General features: G+C 63.0%; 11 protein-coding genes and 1 pseudogene. 5 read left to right on the top strand and 7 right to left on the bottom strand.

Annotated elements, in window-relative coordinates; all coding sequences use genetic code 11:
- Positions 1 to 28: 28 nt before the first annotated feature.
- The gene (locus CUR21_RS05380; protein WP_232622698.1) at positions 29 to 1,117 is read right to left on the bottom strand and encodes an NAD(P)-dependent alcohol dehydrogenase; all 1,089 of its coding nucleotides are present in this window, start codon (positions 1,115 to 1,117) and stop codon (positions 29 to 31) included.
- Between the two features lie 275 nt (positions 1,118 to 1,392).
- Here CUR21_RS05380 and CUR21_RS05375 point away from each other — a divergent pair, with 275 nt between their 5' ends.
- Positions 1,393 to 3,255 carry a sigma-54-dependent Fis family transcriptional regulator gene (locus CUR21_RS05375; protein ID WP_100196110.1) on the top strand — a complete coding sequence of 621 codons (1,863 nt, stop codon included), beginning with the start codon at positions 1,393 to 1,395 and terminating at the stop codon, positions 3,253 to 3,255.
- A gap of 14 nt (positions 3,256 to 3,269) precedes the next feature.
- On the opposite strand, the gene CUR21_RS05370 is transcribed toward CUR21_RS05375, so the two are convergent.
- From CUR21_RS05370 to CUR21_RS05350, 4 genes and pseudogenes are all read right to left on the bottom strand, one after another.
- On the bottom strand, positions 3,270 to 4,028 hold the full coding sequence (locus CUR21_RS05370; RefSeq protein ID WP_157791941.1) for a 2OG-Fe(II) oxygenase: 759 nt from the start codon (positions 4,026 to 4,028) through the stop codon (positions 3,270 to 3,272).
- A gap of 81 nt (positions 4,029 to 4,109) precedes the next feature.
- Positions 4,110 to 5,051, bottom strand: a complete 942-nt coding sequence (locus tag CUR21_RS05365) for an MBL fold metallo-hydrolase (protein ID WP_157791940.1) — start codon at positions 5,049 to 5,051, stop codon at positions 4,110 to 4,112.
- A 138-nt stretch (positions 5,052 to 5,189) separates the two neighbouring features.
- Positions 5,190 to 5,735 (bottom strand): annotated as a pseudogene (locus tag CUR21_RS19035) (aldehyde dehydrogenase family protein).
- Positions 5,736 to 6,331: 596 nt separating this feature from the next.
- The gene (locus CUR21_RS05350; RefSeq protein WP_100196002.1) at positions 6,332 to 6,628 is read right to left on the bottom strand and encodes a hypothetical protein; all 297 of its coding nucleotides are present in this window, start codon (positions 6,626 to 6,628) and stop codon (positions 6,332 to 6,334) included.
- A 178-nt stretch (positions 6,629 to 6,806) separates the two neighbouring features.
- Here CUR21_RS05350 and CUR21_RS05345 point away from each other — a divergent pair, with 178 nt between their 5' ends.
- The 3 genes from CUR21_RS05345 to CUR21_RS05335 all read left to right on the top strand — a co-directional run bounded on the left by CUR21_RS05345 (position 6,807) and on the right by CUR21_RS05335 (position 13,506).
- Entirely contained in the window at positions 6,807 to 11,171 is a 4,365-nt protein-coding gene (locus tag CUR21_RS05345) for a strawberry notch family protein (RefSeq protein ID WP_100196001.1), read from the top strand.
- Positions 11,172 to 11,174: 3 nt separating this feature from the next.
- Positions 11,175 to 12,206 carry a toprim domain-containing protein gene (locus tag CUR21_RS05340; protein WP_100196000.1) on the top strand — a complete coding sequence of 344 codons (1,032 nt, stop codon included), beginning with the start codon at positions 11,175 to 11,177 and terminating at the stop codon, positions 12,204 to 12,206.
- Between the two features lie 367 nt (positions 12,207 to 12,573).
- Positions 12,574 to 13,506, top strand: coding sequence for a DUF2493 domain-containing protein (locus CUR21_RS05335; protein ID WP_100195999.1), 933 nt, complete (start codon positions 12,574 to 12,576; stop codon positions 13,504 to 13,506).
- Between the two features lie 25 nt (positions 13,507 to 13,531).
- Here the strand turns inward: CUR21_RS05335 and CUR21_RS05330 are convergent, their stop codons facing one another.
- Both CUR21_RS05330 and CUR21_RS05325 read right to left on the bottom strand, forming a co-directional pair.
- Positions 13,532 to 14,728: an ImmA/IrrE family metallo-endopeptidase gene (locus CUR21_RS05330; RefSeq protein WP_100195998.1), complete on the bottom strand. Its 1,197-nt coding sequence runs from the start codon at positions 14,726 to 14,728 to the stop codon at positions 13,532 to 13,534.
- Between the two features lie 31 nt (positions 14,729 to 14,759).
- The gene (locus tag CUR21_RS05325) at positions 14,760 to 15,461 is read right to left on the bottom strand and encodes a hypothetical protein (protein WP_100195997.1); all 702 of its coding nucleotides are present in this window, start codon (positions 15,459 to 15,461) and stop codon (positions 14,760 to 14,762) included.
- Between the two features lie 874 nt (positions 15,462 to 16,335).
- Here CUR21_RS05325 and CUR21_RS05320 point away from each other — a divergent pair.
- Positions 16,336 to 16,746, top strand: coding sequence for a single-stranded DNA-binding protein (locus CUR21_RS05320; RefSeq protein ID WP_100195996.1), 411 nt, complete (start codon positions 16,336 to 16,338; stop codon positions 16,744 to 16,746).
- Positions 16,747 to 16,772 lie beyond the last annotated feature (26 nt).

Here is a 16,772-nt window from a genome sequence, read left to right as displayed (position 1 = left end):
TCATGTTTATTGCAAGGGAAGCGGACGGTCAGGGGACCAGAACCGCACGTCCCTTGATCTTGCCGTGGTGCAGGTCTTGCAGTGCCTGATTTGCTTCGCTGAGTTTGTAGTGCTTGGTCGCCAGTTCCACCAAACCGCGGTCAGCCAGCGCCATCAATTCGGTCAGTTCGGCCCAGGTGCCGACAAGATTGCCGATAATGTTTCGCTCGGTAGAGATCAGGTCAACGGTGGGAATATTGATGTTTTCGCCGTATCCCACGATGTAATAGCTGCCGTTGGCTCGGGTCATGTCGAGCCCCTTCTTCGTGGTGCCTTTTTCGCCCACGAAGTCGATCACTGCCTCGGCTCCCTTGCCGCCAGTCAGCGCCAGCACGGCGTCAACCTCGTCACCGTCAGCCTTGACCAGATGATCGGCCCCGCCTTCACCTGCCAGTTTCAGCGACACATCGGAAATATCAACGACGATGATCCGCGCTGCACACATGGCGCGCAGAACCTGCACACCGATGTGGCCCAGACCGCCCGCGCCGATGACAACCGCCGTCTGGTCGGGCAGCAACACTTGCGCGGCTTTCTTGGCTGCGCGGTAGGCCGTCAGTCCGGCGTCGGCATAAGGGGCCACGTCCTTGGGGGCCAGCGTCTTGGGCAAGGCTACAAGATTGCGCGACGATGTCAGCAGCGCCTCGGCATAGCCGCCGTTGCTGTCCAGCCCCGGAAACTTGCCGTCACCGTGCATGTCATGGCCACGGCGGCAGGCAAGACAAGTGCCACCCGTGACCTTCGGGTGCACGATGACCGGATCGCCAATCTTGAAGCCTTCAACCTCAGGGCCGATTTCTTCGACCCAGCCTGCGTTCTCATGCCCCATAATGAGCGGCAGCAGCTTATCGCCGGTGGGGTCGGTGATCGGCATCCACACGCCTTCAACGATATGAAGATCGGTGCGGCACACACCGGCCCCGCCGATGCGAACAATTACATCTGTCGATTTTGCAATCTTGGGATCCGGCACATCTTGCAAGGTCACCCAGTTTGGCGCGGTCAAAGCCATGTCGTATTTGTGAAGAACCTGCGCCTTCATTGGGTGACCTTTCCTGTTTTCCGCCCGGTCGGGCATTGTGGTTGCATGACCGACAAAGCAGCCTTCCGTCGGCCCGGCAAATCAAAGGCTTCCCCCCTGCGGAAGCGTTCAAAATGTGGACGAAACAGCCCCAGAGCGTGGGTTTTCTGAACAGAGTCCAAGCGATTCAGAGCCATGTGGACAGCATGCGGCCCCATCATCCGGCCACTGTGCAAAATCTGGACAGTCGCCTGCGAATCGGTTGGCGCGTTGACAAAACGGCTCTGGCCACTTAGCAAAAAGGGGGGTCAGCCTGGGGAGGAGGACCGACAATGTCACATCAAAGCGCGGCGCTGTCGCGCGCTCGCATGATGCTTGAATCGCAAGGGCGGTTTCCGGGCGGCGCATTGCCGGGTGATATCTCTGATAGCTGGCTGCGCAGTCTTGGGTTCGGGCTTGATCCGCTGGCGCGCAGCGAGGGCCTGGTTCTTACTGACACAGCCTTTCGCGCCAGCCGCGCGGACCACGCCGACCTGATCCATTTCGCTCGGCCAGAGCTGGAACTGCTGTTCGACCAGATCGCCGGGTCAAATTTTATGATCGCGCTTGGATCGCCCGATGGGGTGGTGCTGGACACGCTGACCGACGGTCAGTTCGCCGATACTGATGCAGGGCGAGCCGTCATTGCGGGGTCGGTCTGGACAGAAGCGACACGGGGTACGAACGCCTTGGGTCTGTGCATCATCAACCGCGCTCCGACGCAGATTTACGGTGGCGAACATTTCCTGCGCGCGCATGGCGATGTTAGTTGCATTTCGGCCCCGATCTTTGACGGGCGAGGTGGTCTGGCGGGGGTGCTGGATGCGTCATCCGGGTCCACGATCCGGCAGCAACATACGGCGGCGCTGGTGCAGATGTCGGCGAGCAACATAGAAAACAGCCTAATTCGCGCCACACATGACCGGATGATCGTTTTGCAGTTCCACCCAAGACCGGAATATCTGGGTACGCTGTCGGTGGGCATGCTGGTGCTGGATGAAGAGTTTCGGATCCATGCCGTGAACCGGCGGGGCGAGATGTTTCTGACCGGGTTCAAAAACCTGCTATCCGAACGGTTTGACCGGCTGTTCGACCGGCAGTTCGAGGATATTGCGCAGCGCCTGCTGCAGGGCGAAACCCTGCGCCTGCGTGACAGAATGGGGTCGGGTGTGTCGATGCGCTGCGTGGCAAACCGCGCCAGCTTCGCGCTGGCGGGGCGGCAAAGCCCAGCGGTGTCGATGCCCGCCAAACCTGTTGCTGTCGCAGACCGCGAAGCCGACCCGTTCCGCGAGATCGTGCTGGATGACCCCGACCTGCGTCGCGCGCTGTCCGGCCTGCCGGATGCGGCGCGCAACGGCCAGCCAATCTGCCTGATCGGGCAAAGTGGTACGGGCAAAGAAACCTATGCCCGCATTGCCCACGCCATCGCGCGGAAGGGCAAGCCGTTCGTGGCGGTGGATGCAGCCACTTTGAATGCCGCGCAGGCAGTCACAACACTGCTGGGACAGACGGAAAGCACGGGCCTTTTGGCCGAGGCGGCAGGGGGCAGCCTGTATCTTGGGGACATGACGGCCCTTGCCGGACCCTTGCAGATGGTCATCGCTCGGCTGCTGGAACAGGGCGAATATCGCCATCCGATGACCGGCGCGCTTGTGCGGCCCGATGTCCTGTTCTTGCTCGGCGCGACCACTGCCCCGGCTGCGGCTGACCTTGTCCCACAACTGCGCTATGCAGCGATGGGGACGGTAATTACCCTGCCATTGTTGAACGACCGCAGTGATCTGCCCGCGCTCGCATTGCGCTTTGCGCGGGCAGCACGCGCTGATGCCACGCTTGGGCGAGGGGTCGCAGACCTGCTGGCGGCACATGATTGGCCGGGCAACCTGCGCGAATTGCGGGCGGCGATGGCCCAAGCCGCGGGGCGGCGGCAGAGCGGGCCTGTGCAGATGGCGGATTTCGCAGGCCTGCTGGTCAATAGGTCACCCCCTACGATTCAACATGCCTGTGCCAGTTGTAAAGGCGTGCAGTGGAAGGCCGATCAGTGCCTTGCCGTGCGAGCAGCCGTGCGCCGCCACGACGGCAACGTAACGCGTGCGGCGCAGGAACTGGGCATGTCGCGCACCACGGTCTACAAGCACCTTGGTGCTTCGAACTGACCGGCTGCAACTGATTACAGATCATACATGACGTTGATGCGCGCCACATATTTGCTGGTACCCGCGCCCAACCGTGCGCCTGCATGCAACACTGACGCCCGGTTCTGCCCGTGGCGAAAGAATAGAGCCCGCCCGGTGTGGGGGGTGATGGTGGCCCCGGCTTCGCCCTTGTCGTAAAGCACCGTTTCGCCGCCGATGATGCCATCCTCGGAACCGTTCAGGTACAATAGCATCGTCAGCATTGAATGGGTGCCGCGCCATTGCGCCATGGCCGTGCCGTCTGTCGAAAGCCCGAATCCCGGCCAGTCGCCATCGGTATGCAGGTTAAATTCATCCCCGATATCGTAACGGTACATGTTGATCCGCTGGCTAAGACGCGGTGACAGTGCGCGCCCTTCAAGCGTGGCGGGAAGCAAGGGTTTCAAGCGGCGGTGCAGTTCTGCCATGGCCGCCTCGGGCGCAATCCAGTGCACGGTCTTGTTGCGGCGCATGCCCGGAGGGGTCTGAATGCCGGGGGCAGCATCGCGGTAGCCCAGACTTTCGGTCAGGTCGATAAACCGCGCCGCTTCGGCGCGGGTGATCACGTCTTCCATCAGAAAGGCCAGCTTTTCGCCCAACGGCACGGCTTCAAGCCGTGTTTCGGGTGCGTGTGCTGGGTCCAGCAGGCCCGGCGCGTCACAGGTCCAGATCGGCGTGCCCTCTTCAAAACCGCCTTCGGGCAAGGTGCCGGTCAAGCGGGCGACAACGCGGGCATCAACGGTAAGCTGGGTCATGATGTCGGAAACTTTCGGGGTATGACGCGGGAAGATTGGGCGGATGGATGGGATATCCCCATCCATCCGTCTTGTTTGGGATCAGACCCAATCAGCCGGCAGATAGACAAAGCCGCTGTCCTTGGCCTTGAATTTGCCAAAGCCGGGGAAGTTAACATGGGTGAACGCCGTCAGGATGCCATCGGCGGCTGCCATATCCAACAGTTTGCGGCGCGACTGCGCCGCAAGGGTGGCATCGGTATCAAACCCGAAACCGGCCTCAGGCACCGCCGTGTGGATGGCGATGTTGTGCAGCGTGTCGCCCATGATCATCATCTGCTGGTCACCGCTGGCAATGTGCAGCACCGCATGACCCATCGTATGGCCAGGCGCGTGCTTCAGCGTCAGGCCGGGGAACACCTCACTTTCGGCCACTTGCCGCGTGCGGTCGGCATAGGCGCCAAGCGTGCGACGGGCGGATTCGAACAGGCCCTTGGCACTGTCGGGGGCTTGGGCAAGGATCGCGTCATCGCCCCAGAACTTCATCTCGGCTTCATGGACGACGATCTCGGCATTCGGGAAGACCGCTTTGCCTTCCGCGTCCACCAGCCCCTCGGCGTGATCGGGGTGCGCGTGGGTCAGGATCACGCCGTCGATCTGGTCGGGCGTGATGCCAACGGCGGTCAGGTTGGCCAGCGTATTGCCAAGGCCGGGGCCGAACAGCTGTGCGCCCCCAAGACCTGCATCGACCAGATAGGTGCCGGTTTCGGTGTTCACGACAAAGGTGTTGATCGGGGTTTCCAGCGTGGAATCCTGACCGACCGACTCCAGGATAGCGGCCATATTGGCGGGATCGACGCCCGAGAAGTAATCGGGGCTCAGCGCCAGAACGCCGTCCAAAAGTGCTGTTACCTCAGTAGTGCCCACTTTGACACGGTGAAAGCTGGGCAGGGTCACACCAAGCGGCGCGCGGGCAAAAGCGGGGAGTGCGGCACTTGTGCCAAAGGCGGCGCCCATCAGGGCGAAGGAGCGACGTGTCAACATCAGGTACCCTTTCATATATCAAATAAAGGCGGATTTCCGTGGGTCGTAATCGGATGTCTCCGTCGGTCCTTTAGCGCAGTTTGGCACAACGAGTATGACCTGATCAGCGAATGCAACGAACAGGCACTGTGCGCTTTTCTATGATTGAATAATGACCAGCGAATATTCAGCAACAATATCAATGTGAAGCAGCAATTCAACGCGCTGCATTCTGACCGTTGTCATCCCGAAGTGTGAATAGTGGTGGATCGCCTCGATGCCCTTTTTGCGGCCATATTCATTGTTTTTGTGGACGCCAAAGGGCGTTTGCAACGACACCGTATTCCAGACCTTGATGAGACACTGCCCTGCCTTTACCCGGACGGCCACGCGCAGGCCACGACTGATAGTGCGGGTTCACAGCGCGCCGATCAGGCCATGGTCGCTGCCATTGGCGATACGGCTTGCATTATGGTCAGTGTCAAAGGGGATGAGCACGCCCACTGGGCCGAATGCCTCTTCGCGGGCCACGCGCATATAGTTGGTCACATCAGCATAGACTGCCGGGGCGATGTCGAGGCCGCCGTCCTGCCCTGTGATCGTGGCAGCTGCGCCACCAGTAATCAATTTGGCCTCGTCCAATTTCGCCACGTCGAAGAACGCCTGTACCCGGCCAAACTGCTGTGGTGTGATGGTCGGCCCCAAGTGTTTCGCCGGGCACAAGTGCCTCGGCCACGCGCTTTACCGTCGTCACGAACGTCGGATACTCTGCGCGCCGCATAAAATGCCGCGTGCCCACTTAACAGACCTGCCCTGCATTCAGAGTGAAATTCTTCACCGCCCCGGTCGCGGCAATGTCAGGGTCGGCATCGGCAAAGATGAAGTTGGCCGATTTTTCCACAGGTCCAGCGTCAGGGGAATGATCTGATCAGCCGCGATTTACCTTCCGACGCGGTCCAAGCCGACAGGCCCGGTAAGGGCCATGTTGGTGTAGACTTCCAATCGCATGTGCCGAAAATCAGCCTTTGATGAACCCGACCAACACCCCATTTGGCGCTGAATCTGCATAGGTGCACCACGCACACAACCCTTTCTCTCGATGAAGATGTCCTGTTTTTAGCCAAGGCAATCGCGGGTCAACAGGGGTGCTACTTTTGGTAAGGTGGTTTCCGGGTTTGCGCGGCGTTCCTTGCAACGACCTGTCTCCCGGGCCAAACGCAAGGGCATCCCACTGCTGGCATCACATCTCGACATCGAGTACATCTAACAGAGCACAGTTGCCGCTCGTCTGAGATGCTCGATCACCTGTTCCCGTCGATCCACTTCGACATGAGCCCCTTGTCGCGGAAGCATTCATCCGGGACGGCGCGGCGCTTGATCCGTGCGAGCTTCTCCGCGAAGGCCACCTGCTTTGAGGTCGGCAGCCGCTCCATGTCCGACACCGGCTTCAGCTGGGCCTGCGCATCGATCCAGGCACTCAGGGACCGACGGTCCTGATGAACCTCCCAGGGCAGGAGGGTCTGGTTGCGCACGGCGAGCGAGCGCGCGTAGGCGATCTGCTTGGGCGTCGCGGGCAGGGCATGCGTGGTGCTGTCCATCGGGAAACTCCCTTTCTGGCTTGGTCCCAAAGATAGAACATAACAGGAACAAAATCAAGCCAAGCGTCCGGGACGCGTCGGCTCGAGAGGAAGAGGGGGGGCCGGGGAAGATCAGGCCTGAGGGTGCCCGAGAGAGGGTGTCCGGGCCTGATCCTGTCCTTCATTCCGGAGTTCCCCGATGACATATCTCGCGCCTGTTGCGCCTCCCGTTCCTGTTCCATCTCGCGATGCCGCGCGCGCGATCCTCGCCGTGGCCGAGGCGCTGCAGCCCGATCTGGCGAAGGGCTTCCAGATCGACGCGCTGCGTCTGCGCCTCGAGATGGAGCGTGCCTTCGGCGGCTCGGATGCCGACGGCGACTGGGACTGGAAGCTCGCCTATGAGGCGGGCGAGGTGGCGCTGGTCCTCTTCCTGCGGAAATTCGGCCGTGCGCTTTTGGCCCGGGCTGGCTCGCCCGCTGCCCTGCTGCCGGTCCTTGCCAAGGTGGCGGGCCTCTTGCCGACGCATACCCGGCGCTCGGAGGAGATGGAGCGATTCCAGCAATTCTCGACGCCGCTGCCCATGGGGCTCGCTGCACTGGCCGCCGCACAGATCACGCCGCGTGACCTGGTCCTTGAGCCTTCGGCCGGGACCGGGCTTCTGGCGATCCTCGCTGAGATCGCGGGTGGCAGCCTTGCGCTGAACGAGTTGGCCGACACCCGCGCCGACCTTCTGCGCCTCCTCTTTCCGGGGTACCCTGTCACCAGTTTCGACGCCGCACAGATCGACGATCACCTCGACGCGGGCTTGCGCCCGAGCGTCATCCTGATGAACCCGCCCTTCTCGGCTGTGGCCAATGTCGATGGCCGGACGACCGAGGCGACATCCCGGCATTTGCGATCGGCGCTCGCGCGCCTTGCCCCCGGTGGGCGGCTCGTGGCCATCACCGGCGCCGGTTTCGGGCCCGACGCTCCGGCATGGGCGGAAACCTTCGCCCGCCTGACCGAGTCTGCCCATCTGGTCTTCACCGGTGCCGTCTCCGGTGCCGCATTCGCCAAACACGGCACCAGCTTCGAGACCCGGATCTCGGTCTTCGACAAATGCCGGGGCGGTGAGCAAGGCGGCATCACCGCCGATCTGGCGCGCCCGATTTCGCCGGATGTTGCCAGCCTGCTGTCGCTGATCACTGCCCACGTCCCCCCGCGCCTCGCGCTGGCGCAGGTCGCACCAGCCCGGCAGGGCGCCACTTCCCCCGTCCCGGGAAATCCTGCCCGCACCACGCGCAAGGCCATCAGCACATCGCGCGCCACGCCAGCAACACCCCCCACCAACACCGCTCCACAGATCGAGGCCGCAGACCTTGCCTATACCCTGCGCGGTCCGACCGAGGACGGGGCAGCTGGTATGCGCCTATCGGATGCCATTTATGAGACCTTCCGCCTGCAGGCGATCGACATCCCTGGCGCTGCCCCGCACCCGACCAAGCTGGTCCAGTCCGCGGCGATGGCTTCGGTCGCGCCCCCGAAACCTTCCTACCGCCCGAAACTCCCCGCCGCCGTCCTGCGCGACGGACTGCTGTCCGACGCGCAGCTTGAGACCGTGATCTATGCCGGTGAGGCGCATGGCGCATATCTCGCGGGGTCTTGGATTGTCGACGAAACTGGCGACATGGTCTCGGCCGCACCCGACGATGCCCCTGACGCCGTCCGCTTCCGCCGTGGCTTCTTCCTTGGCGATGGCACCGGTGCGGGCAAGGGCCGCCAGTCAGCCGGGATCCTGCTCGACAACTGGGCCCAAGGCCGACGCAAGGCGCTCTGGATCTCGAAGAGTGACAAGCTGCTCGAGGACGCTCAGCGCGACTGGTCGGCGCTCGGCCAAGAGCGTCTTCTGGTGACGCCGCTCTCGCGCTTTGCCCAAGGCCGCGACATCCCGCTGACCGAAGGCGTCCTCTTCACTACATATGCGACACTGCGCTCCGAGGAACGCGGGGCCAAGAAATCCCGCGTCGACCAGATCGTCGACTGGCTGGGTGCCGACTTCGACGGGGTGATCTTGTTCGATGAAAGCCATGCCTTGGCGAATGCTGCAGGGTCCAAGGGCGAGCGCGGCGACACCGAAGCCTCGCAGCAGGGCAGGGCGGGCCTGCGGCTCCAGCACAAGCTGTCCAATGCCCGCGTGGTCTATGTCTCAGCCACTGGGGCGACCTCAGTTCACAACCTCGCTTACGCGCAGCGGCTCGGTCTTTGGGGCGGGGAAGACTTCCCCTTCTCGACCCGCGGGGAATTCGTCGAGGCTATTGAAGCCGGTGGCGTGGCAGCCATGGAGGTGCTGGCGCGCGACCTGCGCTCGCTGGGTCTCTACACGGCCCGGTCGCTTTCTTATGACGGCGTCGAATACGAGATGCTGGAACATGCGCTGACGCCCGAGCAGCGCGGCATCTACGATGCCTATGCCGGGGCCTTTGCCATCATCCACAACAACCTCGCCGCCGCGATGGAAGCCGCCAACATCACTGGCGAAAGCGGCACGCTGAACCGCCAGGCCAAGTCCGCTGCCCGCTCGGCCTTTGAGTCCGCGAAGCAACGGTTCTTCGGCCATCTGCTCACCTCGATGAAAACCCCTACTCTCATTTCCAGCATCGAGGCCGATCTGACCTTGGGCCATGCGGCCGTCATCCAGATCGTCTCGACCGGCGAGGCGCTGATGGAACGCCGCCTGTCGGAGATCCCCACCGACGAATGGAACGACATCCGCGTCGACATCACCCCGCGGGAATATGTCCTCGACTACCTCGCTCATTCCTTCCCGGTGCAGCTCTACGAGCCCTTCACCGACGGCGACGGCAACCTGTCGTCGCGGCCTGTCGTGCGCGATGGCCAGCCGGTCGAATGCCGCGAGGCCGCTCGGAGGCGCGATGCCCTGATCGAAAAGCTGGCTTCATTGCCACCCGTGCCCGGGGCGCTTGACCAGATCGTCCAGCGCTTCGGCACCGACCTCGTGGCCGAGGTCACCGGCCGGTCACGGCGGATCGTGCGCAGGGGCGAGGGACATGCCGCGCGGCTTGTCGTCGAAAGCCGGGCGGGGTCTGCCAACCTCGCGGAAACCGCCGCCTTCATGGACGATCAGAAGCGCATCCTGATCTTCTCGGATGCCGGCGGCACGGGGCGGAGCTATCACGCTGATCTCGGGGCGAAGAACCAGCGGCTGCGGGTCCACTACCTGCTGGAACCCGGTTGGAAGGCGGACGCTGCCATCCAGGGCCTCGGGCGGACCAACCGCACCAATCAGGCGCAGCCGCCACTGTTCCGACCGGTGGCCACCGATGTGAAGGCGGAAAAGCGGTTCCTCTCGACCATCGCGCGCCGCCTCGACACGCTGGGGGCCATCACCCGCGGGCAGCGCCAGACCGGCGGGCAGGGGCTGTTCCGACCGGAGGACAACCTCGAGTCCCCCTATGCCCGCGATGCCCTGCGCCAGCTTTACCGCCGCATCTATCGCGGCGATGTGGCGGATTGTTCGCTCGGGGCCTTCGAGGATGCCACCGGCCTCAGCCTTACCGACGATAACGGGCTGAAGGATGACCTGCCCCCGATCACCACCTTCCTCAATCGCCTGCTCGCACTGACCATCGACATGCAGGCCGTGCTCTTCTCGGCCTTCGAGGACCTACTCGATCAGCGAATCGAGGGCGCCATCGCCGCCGGGGTCTACGACCTCGGGCTTGAGACCCTGCGAGCCGAGAGTTTCTGCGTCACCGATGCGCGGGTGATCTACACCCATCCCGGCTCCGGCGCAGAAACCCAGCTTCTGACCATTGCGGAAAAGCGGCGGAACACGCCGACTTCTCTCGCGGACGCTCTCGACTGGCTCCACGACCCGAAGGCACGCCTTCTGGTCAACAGCCGTTCAAGCCGCGCGGCGGTACAGGTGCCCGCGACCAGTCTGATGCTGGACGATGGCACCATCGAACCGCGCCTGCGTCTGATCCGGCCGACCGAGGCGAACACGGTTCCCGCGAAGATCATGGAGGACACCCACTGGTTGGAGGCCGACCGCTCGGCCTTCGCCACCGCCTGGACGGCGGAACTGGCCGAGGTGCCGGAGTTCAGCGAGACCACCTTGCACATCGTGGTTGGCCTTCTCTTGCCGATCTGGAAGCAGCTCCCCCAGGACGAAACCCGCGTCTACCGGCTGCAGACTGACGACGGTCAACGCATTATCGGCCGCCGGGTTTCGCCCGGCTGGGTCGCGACCACTCTTGCTGACGACGCACCGAAGCTCACGGCGGCGCAGGTCCATGCCCTCGTTCTTGAGGGCAAGACCGTGGTGCAGCTTGCCGAGGGAATGGAGTTGCACCGGTCCCGCGTTATGGGCGTCAACCGGATCGAGCTGTCCGGCTTCACGGAAGCCGCCAAGGACCGGCTCAAAGCCGATGGCTTCTTCTCGGAGATCATCAGCTGGAAGCTCCGCCTCTTCTGCCCGACCGACCCTGCCGGCATCGCCGTTCTCGAGCGGCTTCTTGCACGTTGTCCTGTGACGGGACTACATGCACGCGGGGGTTGTTGAGCCATGTATTCCGAGACCGAAGAGGTGATCCGCGCTCTGGCGCAAAATGCAGAGAGCGTCTGTCGCGCTTACCTTCCCGCCGGACGGCGGGAAGGGTCCTACTGGATCGTGGGCGACCTGCAGAACAACCCCGGCCGGTCGCTCTTTGTGCGGCTGACTGGACCCGCCTCAGGGCCGGGCGCGGCTGGCAAGTTCACCGATGGCGCAACGGGCGAGCACGGTGATCTGCTCGACATCATCCGCGAGAGGACCGGGATCTCCCGCTTTCCTGATCTTCTGGCCGAGGCCCGAGCGCATCTTGGTCGTCCGCAGCCGGTTCTCCCGGATGCGCCTGCGCCGAAGAAGGCCAAGGCCCCCGGTGGCACACCAGCGGCGGCGGCGCGGCTCTTTGCAGCCTCGGTGCCGGTCGCAGGCACGCTTGCTGACACCTACCTCCGTTCCCGGGGCCTGACCCAAGGCGGCATGATGAGTGCCCTGCGCTTTCACCCGACGTGCTGGCATCGGGACGAGGGTCAGACCCGGAGCGTCCCCAGACCAGCTCTGATCGCCGCGGTCACCGATGGGGCAGGGGCTTTGCAGGGAGTGCATCGCACCTGGCTGGCACCTGACGGACAGGGGAAAGCGGGCGTCGAGACGCAGCGGCGGGCCATGGGTCACCTTCTCGGCAATGCCGTCAGGCTGATGCCGCATGACGACATCCTCGTCATCGGCGAAGGCATCGAGACCATGCTGTCCCTTGTCGAGGCAGTGCCCGGCCTTCCCGTCTGGGCGGCGCTCTCGTCGGGTCACCTCGGGGCGGTCCTGCTGCCGAAGGGGGTGCAGCGCCTCTCCATCGCCATCGATCGCGATCCGGCCGGGCAACGCGCGGCAGAGAGGTTGAGCGCCAGAGCCACCGAGGTCGGGATTTCCGTGCGGGTGCTGGAACCGCTTCTCGGGGATTTCAACGATGATCTCCGGGCGAACGGCAAGGAGGCACTGCGCCAGCATCTGGCATGTCAGATCGGGCCAGAGGATCGGCATCGCCTGTCAGGCTGAGCTGCATCGCGCAGGGGCCGGTCAGGGGACAGCGGGGCAGGGATCACGGGCCCCTGTCATGGCTCTGGATCGTCGCTTTGCCTCTTTCCGGGCAATCTCATCCACCCGTCACCCACACGGCCTTCAAGAGATGGGCAGGCGGCCGTCAAAGGGGCCGCCCCTTCAAGGACGGGGGGCGACTGATTTCCGCCGGCGGGGACGAGCCCCGCCTTTGCATCGCGAAGCAAATCAGCCGCCCCCCGTCCTCCTCCACATGCGTTCCGGCCCCGAAAGGGGGTGAAGGGCCGTCCCCTCCCACGGCTTTCGCAGCCCATGAAGGCCGCGCGGGATGACGCGCGGACCAGTTGAGGCCCGGAGGCAAGAACCGATGACGATCCACACCCACGACGACGCGTATGAACCCGCCCACACCGCATCCCAGACCGCCCATGCGCTCGACGAGCTGCAGCTCTATGGCTACCGTCCCTTTGACGAGCCCGATCCGCGCCCGATGCCCGATGGGCAGCGCCTGGCTGTCGCCGTCGCCGACATCTTCGACGCCCTCGTCGCGACCCTGGAAGACACCCGCATGGAACCCGACCTCGAAGAGGTGCTCTGGGGCCAGGTCAACCTCTTCCACCGCGCCACGGCCCGGATCGAGCGGTCGCTCGATGAGAACGAGCAGGCCCAACGCCGCCTCCAGCGCGAACAGGACGGCTCCGAGGTGAAATCCACCGAACTCGAGCGCCTGACGGCGGAAGGCCTGACCCTGATCGAACGGCGCAACTGCATGGACATGATGCGTGATCACGCCGCGACCGAGTTTGTCCATCACACCGGCTCCATCTGGCGCCCCCGCACCGGTTCGATGGTGAACCGCCAGCACATGACCGCAGCGCTGATCGACAGCCGCGACTTCCTGGCCGCCAAGCGCCGCGCGGAGACCGAGGTGATGCTGCCCGCAGGCCCCAAGGTCGCCCTGACCGGTGGGACCGACTTCAACGATCACCGCTTGATCTGGGGCAAGCTCGACCAGGTCCGGACCAAGTATCCCGACATGGTCCTGCTGCACGGGGGAAGCCCAAAGGGCGCCGAACTCATCGCCTCCAAATGGGCCGAGTCCCGGGGCGTGACGCAGGTGGCCTTCAAGCCCGACTGGACCAAGCACGCCAAGGCGGCACCCTTCAAGCGGAACGACGCCATGTTGGATGTTCTGCCCGTCGGCGTCCTCGTCTTCCCGGGCAACGGCATCCAGGAAAACCTCGCCGACAAGGCCAAGAAGCTCGGCATCCCCGTGGTGAAGTTCGAGAGGGGGGCGTGAGCCCCCCCCCCTTGCCACTCCCAAATCAGCGGCGGGTGAAAGGCACAACCTCTCCTGCAGGGGCCGTGGCAAGCGGCTTCGCTGAATCGGATTTCAGCGACAACTGCACAATGCTGCCTTCTCGGGTGAACCAACCATTCGGAAGTCCGGCCAGGTTCTCTATGTCGGAGGGATGCATCGTGAACTCGACTGAAAGGAGATCTTCCTTGGTTCGGGTTCCGGATTCTACAATGAGGCTGATGGCGTTGCGCAACATCGAAGGTTCCGGAACTGGCCAGTCGCGATCCAGTGGCTCCACCTTGTTCCAGCCATTGGCAGAGTAACTCTTGTAGAGTTGGGTGCCATGGTGTTCTGGGATAACGTCGAGATCTAGGAGCCGTCGGATCTGTGCCTTGACCGAAACCCGCCACCGCTCTTTGACCGAAACGAGACCAGCCAATGAATAGTGTTGCACTTCATGCACATAGGTGGTCTCGGGCAACAGGAAAGCGCTTGCAAAACGGAAAGCCTGGCGCTCAATTTCCTTCAGGTCCGACTTCAGCTCTTCATGGCTGACCCCCTTGTGGAGGATCGCATGCCCCAGTTCATGAGCCGCATCCATCTGTCGGCGGGGCAAGGACATCTTGTCGGTCGCCAGGAGGATGTGGGGTCGTTCATCGCCGCGCGACCAGCTGCATAGCCCGTCTAGCTTCGAGGTTCCCATCTCGATGGAACCAACGACACACCCAATCCGTTCGAGAATTGCGACGACGTCCGTAATCGGGCCTTGGCCGAGCCGCCAGTGCCCCCGCAAATCTTGAGCAATGCCTTCGATATCCTCGTCGCGCAGTTGGCGGTACGTCAGACCTTTCATCATGTCGGGAATATCGACTGCAGGAAAATCCACATAATGCTGCAGAATGGAGGAGATTTCCTGAAGCCACTGCATCTGCGTGTCTTGATAAGACGTGTCGCGCTTCAACGCGCTGGAAAGCGACCGCGAAAACATCGGGTGATCGCTGCCGTGAACGGGCCGCAAGAAATATTCCCGCCGAACGCGCAGTTCGCGAGAGAGTGCCGTGAGAGCATCTGCATCGGGTGCATGTGTTCCGTTTTCCCATCGGGAAACGGCACTAGGCGAGACGCCGATTATCCGAGCCAGCTCCTTCATGCTCAGAATTCGCCGAGCAGCCCGCAGTTCCGCTAGGCGTTCTGGCATGAAGCCAGGCGTTCCTACGCGCATTCAACCCTCCCGTCGGTATCAGTGATACCGTTCATTTAGTGCCGGTATCGTCCTCCACCTCGGGCGGCAACTCGGGGGGGACGAACGGTTTCACCTTCGATTTCAAGCGCACCAGTCCAACGTCGGACGGAGCCGATGCAGAAGAGCGTACGGTTTCGGTGGCATCGGCATCATCGGCAAGGAACTTGTCAAGGCGTTCGTAAAACAGAAACTGATCGTAGGCAGAGTCGATCACGCCAATCGCGATCTCCTCAAGCTTTCCGGACTGTTCGCGGTCCCGGGCGACCAAGAAGAGCACGAAGATGTCTCCCGGCTTCGGGCCCAAGCCGTCGAAATCGAAACTGGGCATAAGACTGAAGTTGAGCGTGACGCCCGCGAGGCGCGACCGGTTCTTGGCCGGAAGCTTGCTGGGCTCGGGCATGGCCGCAAGGCCAAGGATAACACCCGGACCTTCCCCACCGAAGCGCATGAACGGCTGAAAAATCTTCAGGTTGGTGTTGGGAAGCACTCCACCAGCTAGGGGCAGACCGTCAAAGCGCGCACAAATTTCCTCGAATGCTTGCTCCATCATCCGGAACCGTGCTTGCCCTTCGAGTTCGCGACCACGCTTCCTGTCCAAACCGGCGTGATCTCGCACGAGTTGAAAGGCCCGCAGGGTTTCGGCGCCCATCCGGTCTTCCAAAGCGAGAAGCAGGCCGCGCTTCAGAAGTTGTTTCCAATCGAAGTCTGCCATTCGAGCACCGTCCGTGCGATTCAGTGATTGCGTTATGACGGAAAGATGCCACATATTTTTGCGTAAAGCAAGCATGACCAGATGACGGCACCACACATCATCTCGGCCCGCCCCGATCTTCTATGCAAAATGTAGGCACGATCGCTTAGATTGCACTACCTGTTGTGAAACTCGACGACTTGGCCTGAAAACCGCCACAGTGGGTCCGCCGCCTGGCAAGTGACCGATCGGCTTTCAGAACCATACCTCGTCGCAATTGTCGACGCTTGGATGGCCGAGGCCCGTTCCAGTCAGTGACGCTGTCGTCCTTCGCAGCGATGGTCTCTGTTCGTCGTATGCAACACCGCCGCGCATTGGTCTTCCGTGGTGAGGCCGGTCACAGATCTGAACATCTTGCCCATTCGGCAGTTCTATCGGCGCCCCTGCCTTTAGATTGAATTCCGGTGTTCAGGTGCTGCTCGGTGTTCCAGCGGCTCCGCAGTCTCGGCGCGGGGTAGGGCGATACCCTGACCTTGAGGCAGGGAGCATGGGTGGGCGTGCTGATCTCATTCTCCCCTTTTCGGGACGGTTCTTCGTGGGCCTGACATTGCCGGATGAGGTCGGCTGAACTCGTCTGCTTGGGTTCCTCTCCCCCTGTGGTCTGGTTGAGGCACCTCCCCTTCGACTGACAATCCCCTAAGCCTGTTCGGTTTCCTGCCCGCAACCCCGCTCCTGTCCGGGCCGTGTTGGCCGCAAAGCGTCCTGCCCGCTCCACCCCGGCCCCTCGGGGGTTTCCGGCTGGTCCCTTGGCCCAGCCGTGCAGACGTCTCCCGCCAGGCTTCTGCCGGGTCTTGTCGAAGGGATGGTCCCTCGCACCAGACACAGAAGAAACACCATGCAGAACATCGTCATCCTCGCCGGCAACATCGGTCAGGCCCCGGAAGCTCGCGTCACCCAGGGCGGCACGAAGATCACCCACTTCACACTCGCCACCTCGCGCCCCCGCCTGTCGGAAGGCCGCCCGATCCGCGACGAGCACGGCTACCGCGTGATGGACACCGAATGGCACCGCATCACCTGCTTCAACGGCCTCGGCAAGTCGGTCGCCGAGAACTGCGAGAAGGGTATGAAGGTCTTGGTCCAGGGCCGCATCCACTACACGAAGTGGACCGATGCGGCGGGTGTCGACTGCTACGGCTGCGAGATCATCGCCGAGAAGGTCGACTTCCTCAGCCGCCCGAAGACGGCCGAGGGCGAAGGCCCCGAGCTGGTCGATCGCGACCGCGACGACGAGGTCGGCTTCTAAAGCCGACCAAGACCATACTCGGCGGG

It is taken from the genome of Pseudorhodobacter sp. MZDSW-24AT (assembly GCF_002794355.1).
Classification (GTDB): Bacteria; Pseudomonadota; Alphaproteobacteria; order Rhodobacterales; family Rhodobacteraceae; genus Pseudotabrizicola.
This window is presented reverse-complemented; position numbering and strand designations above follow the sequence as displayed.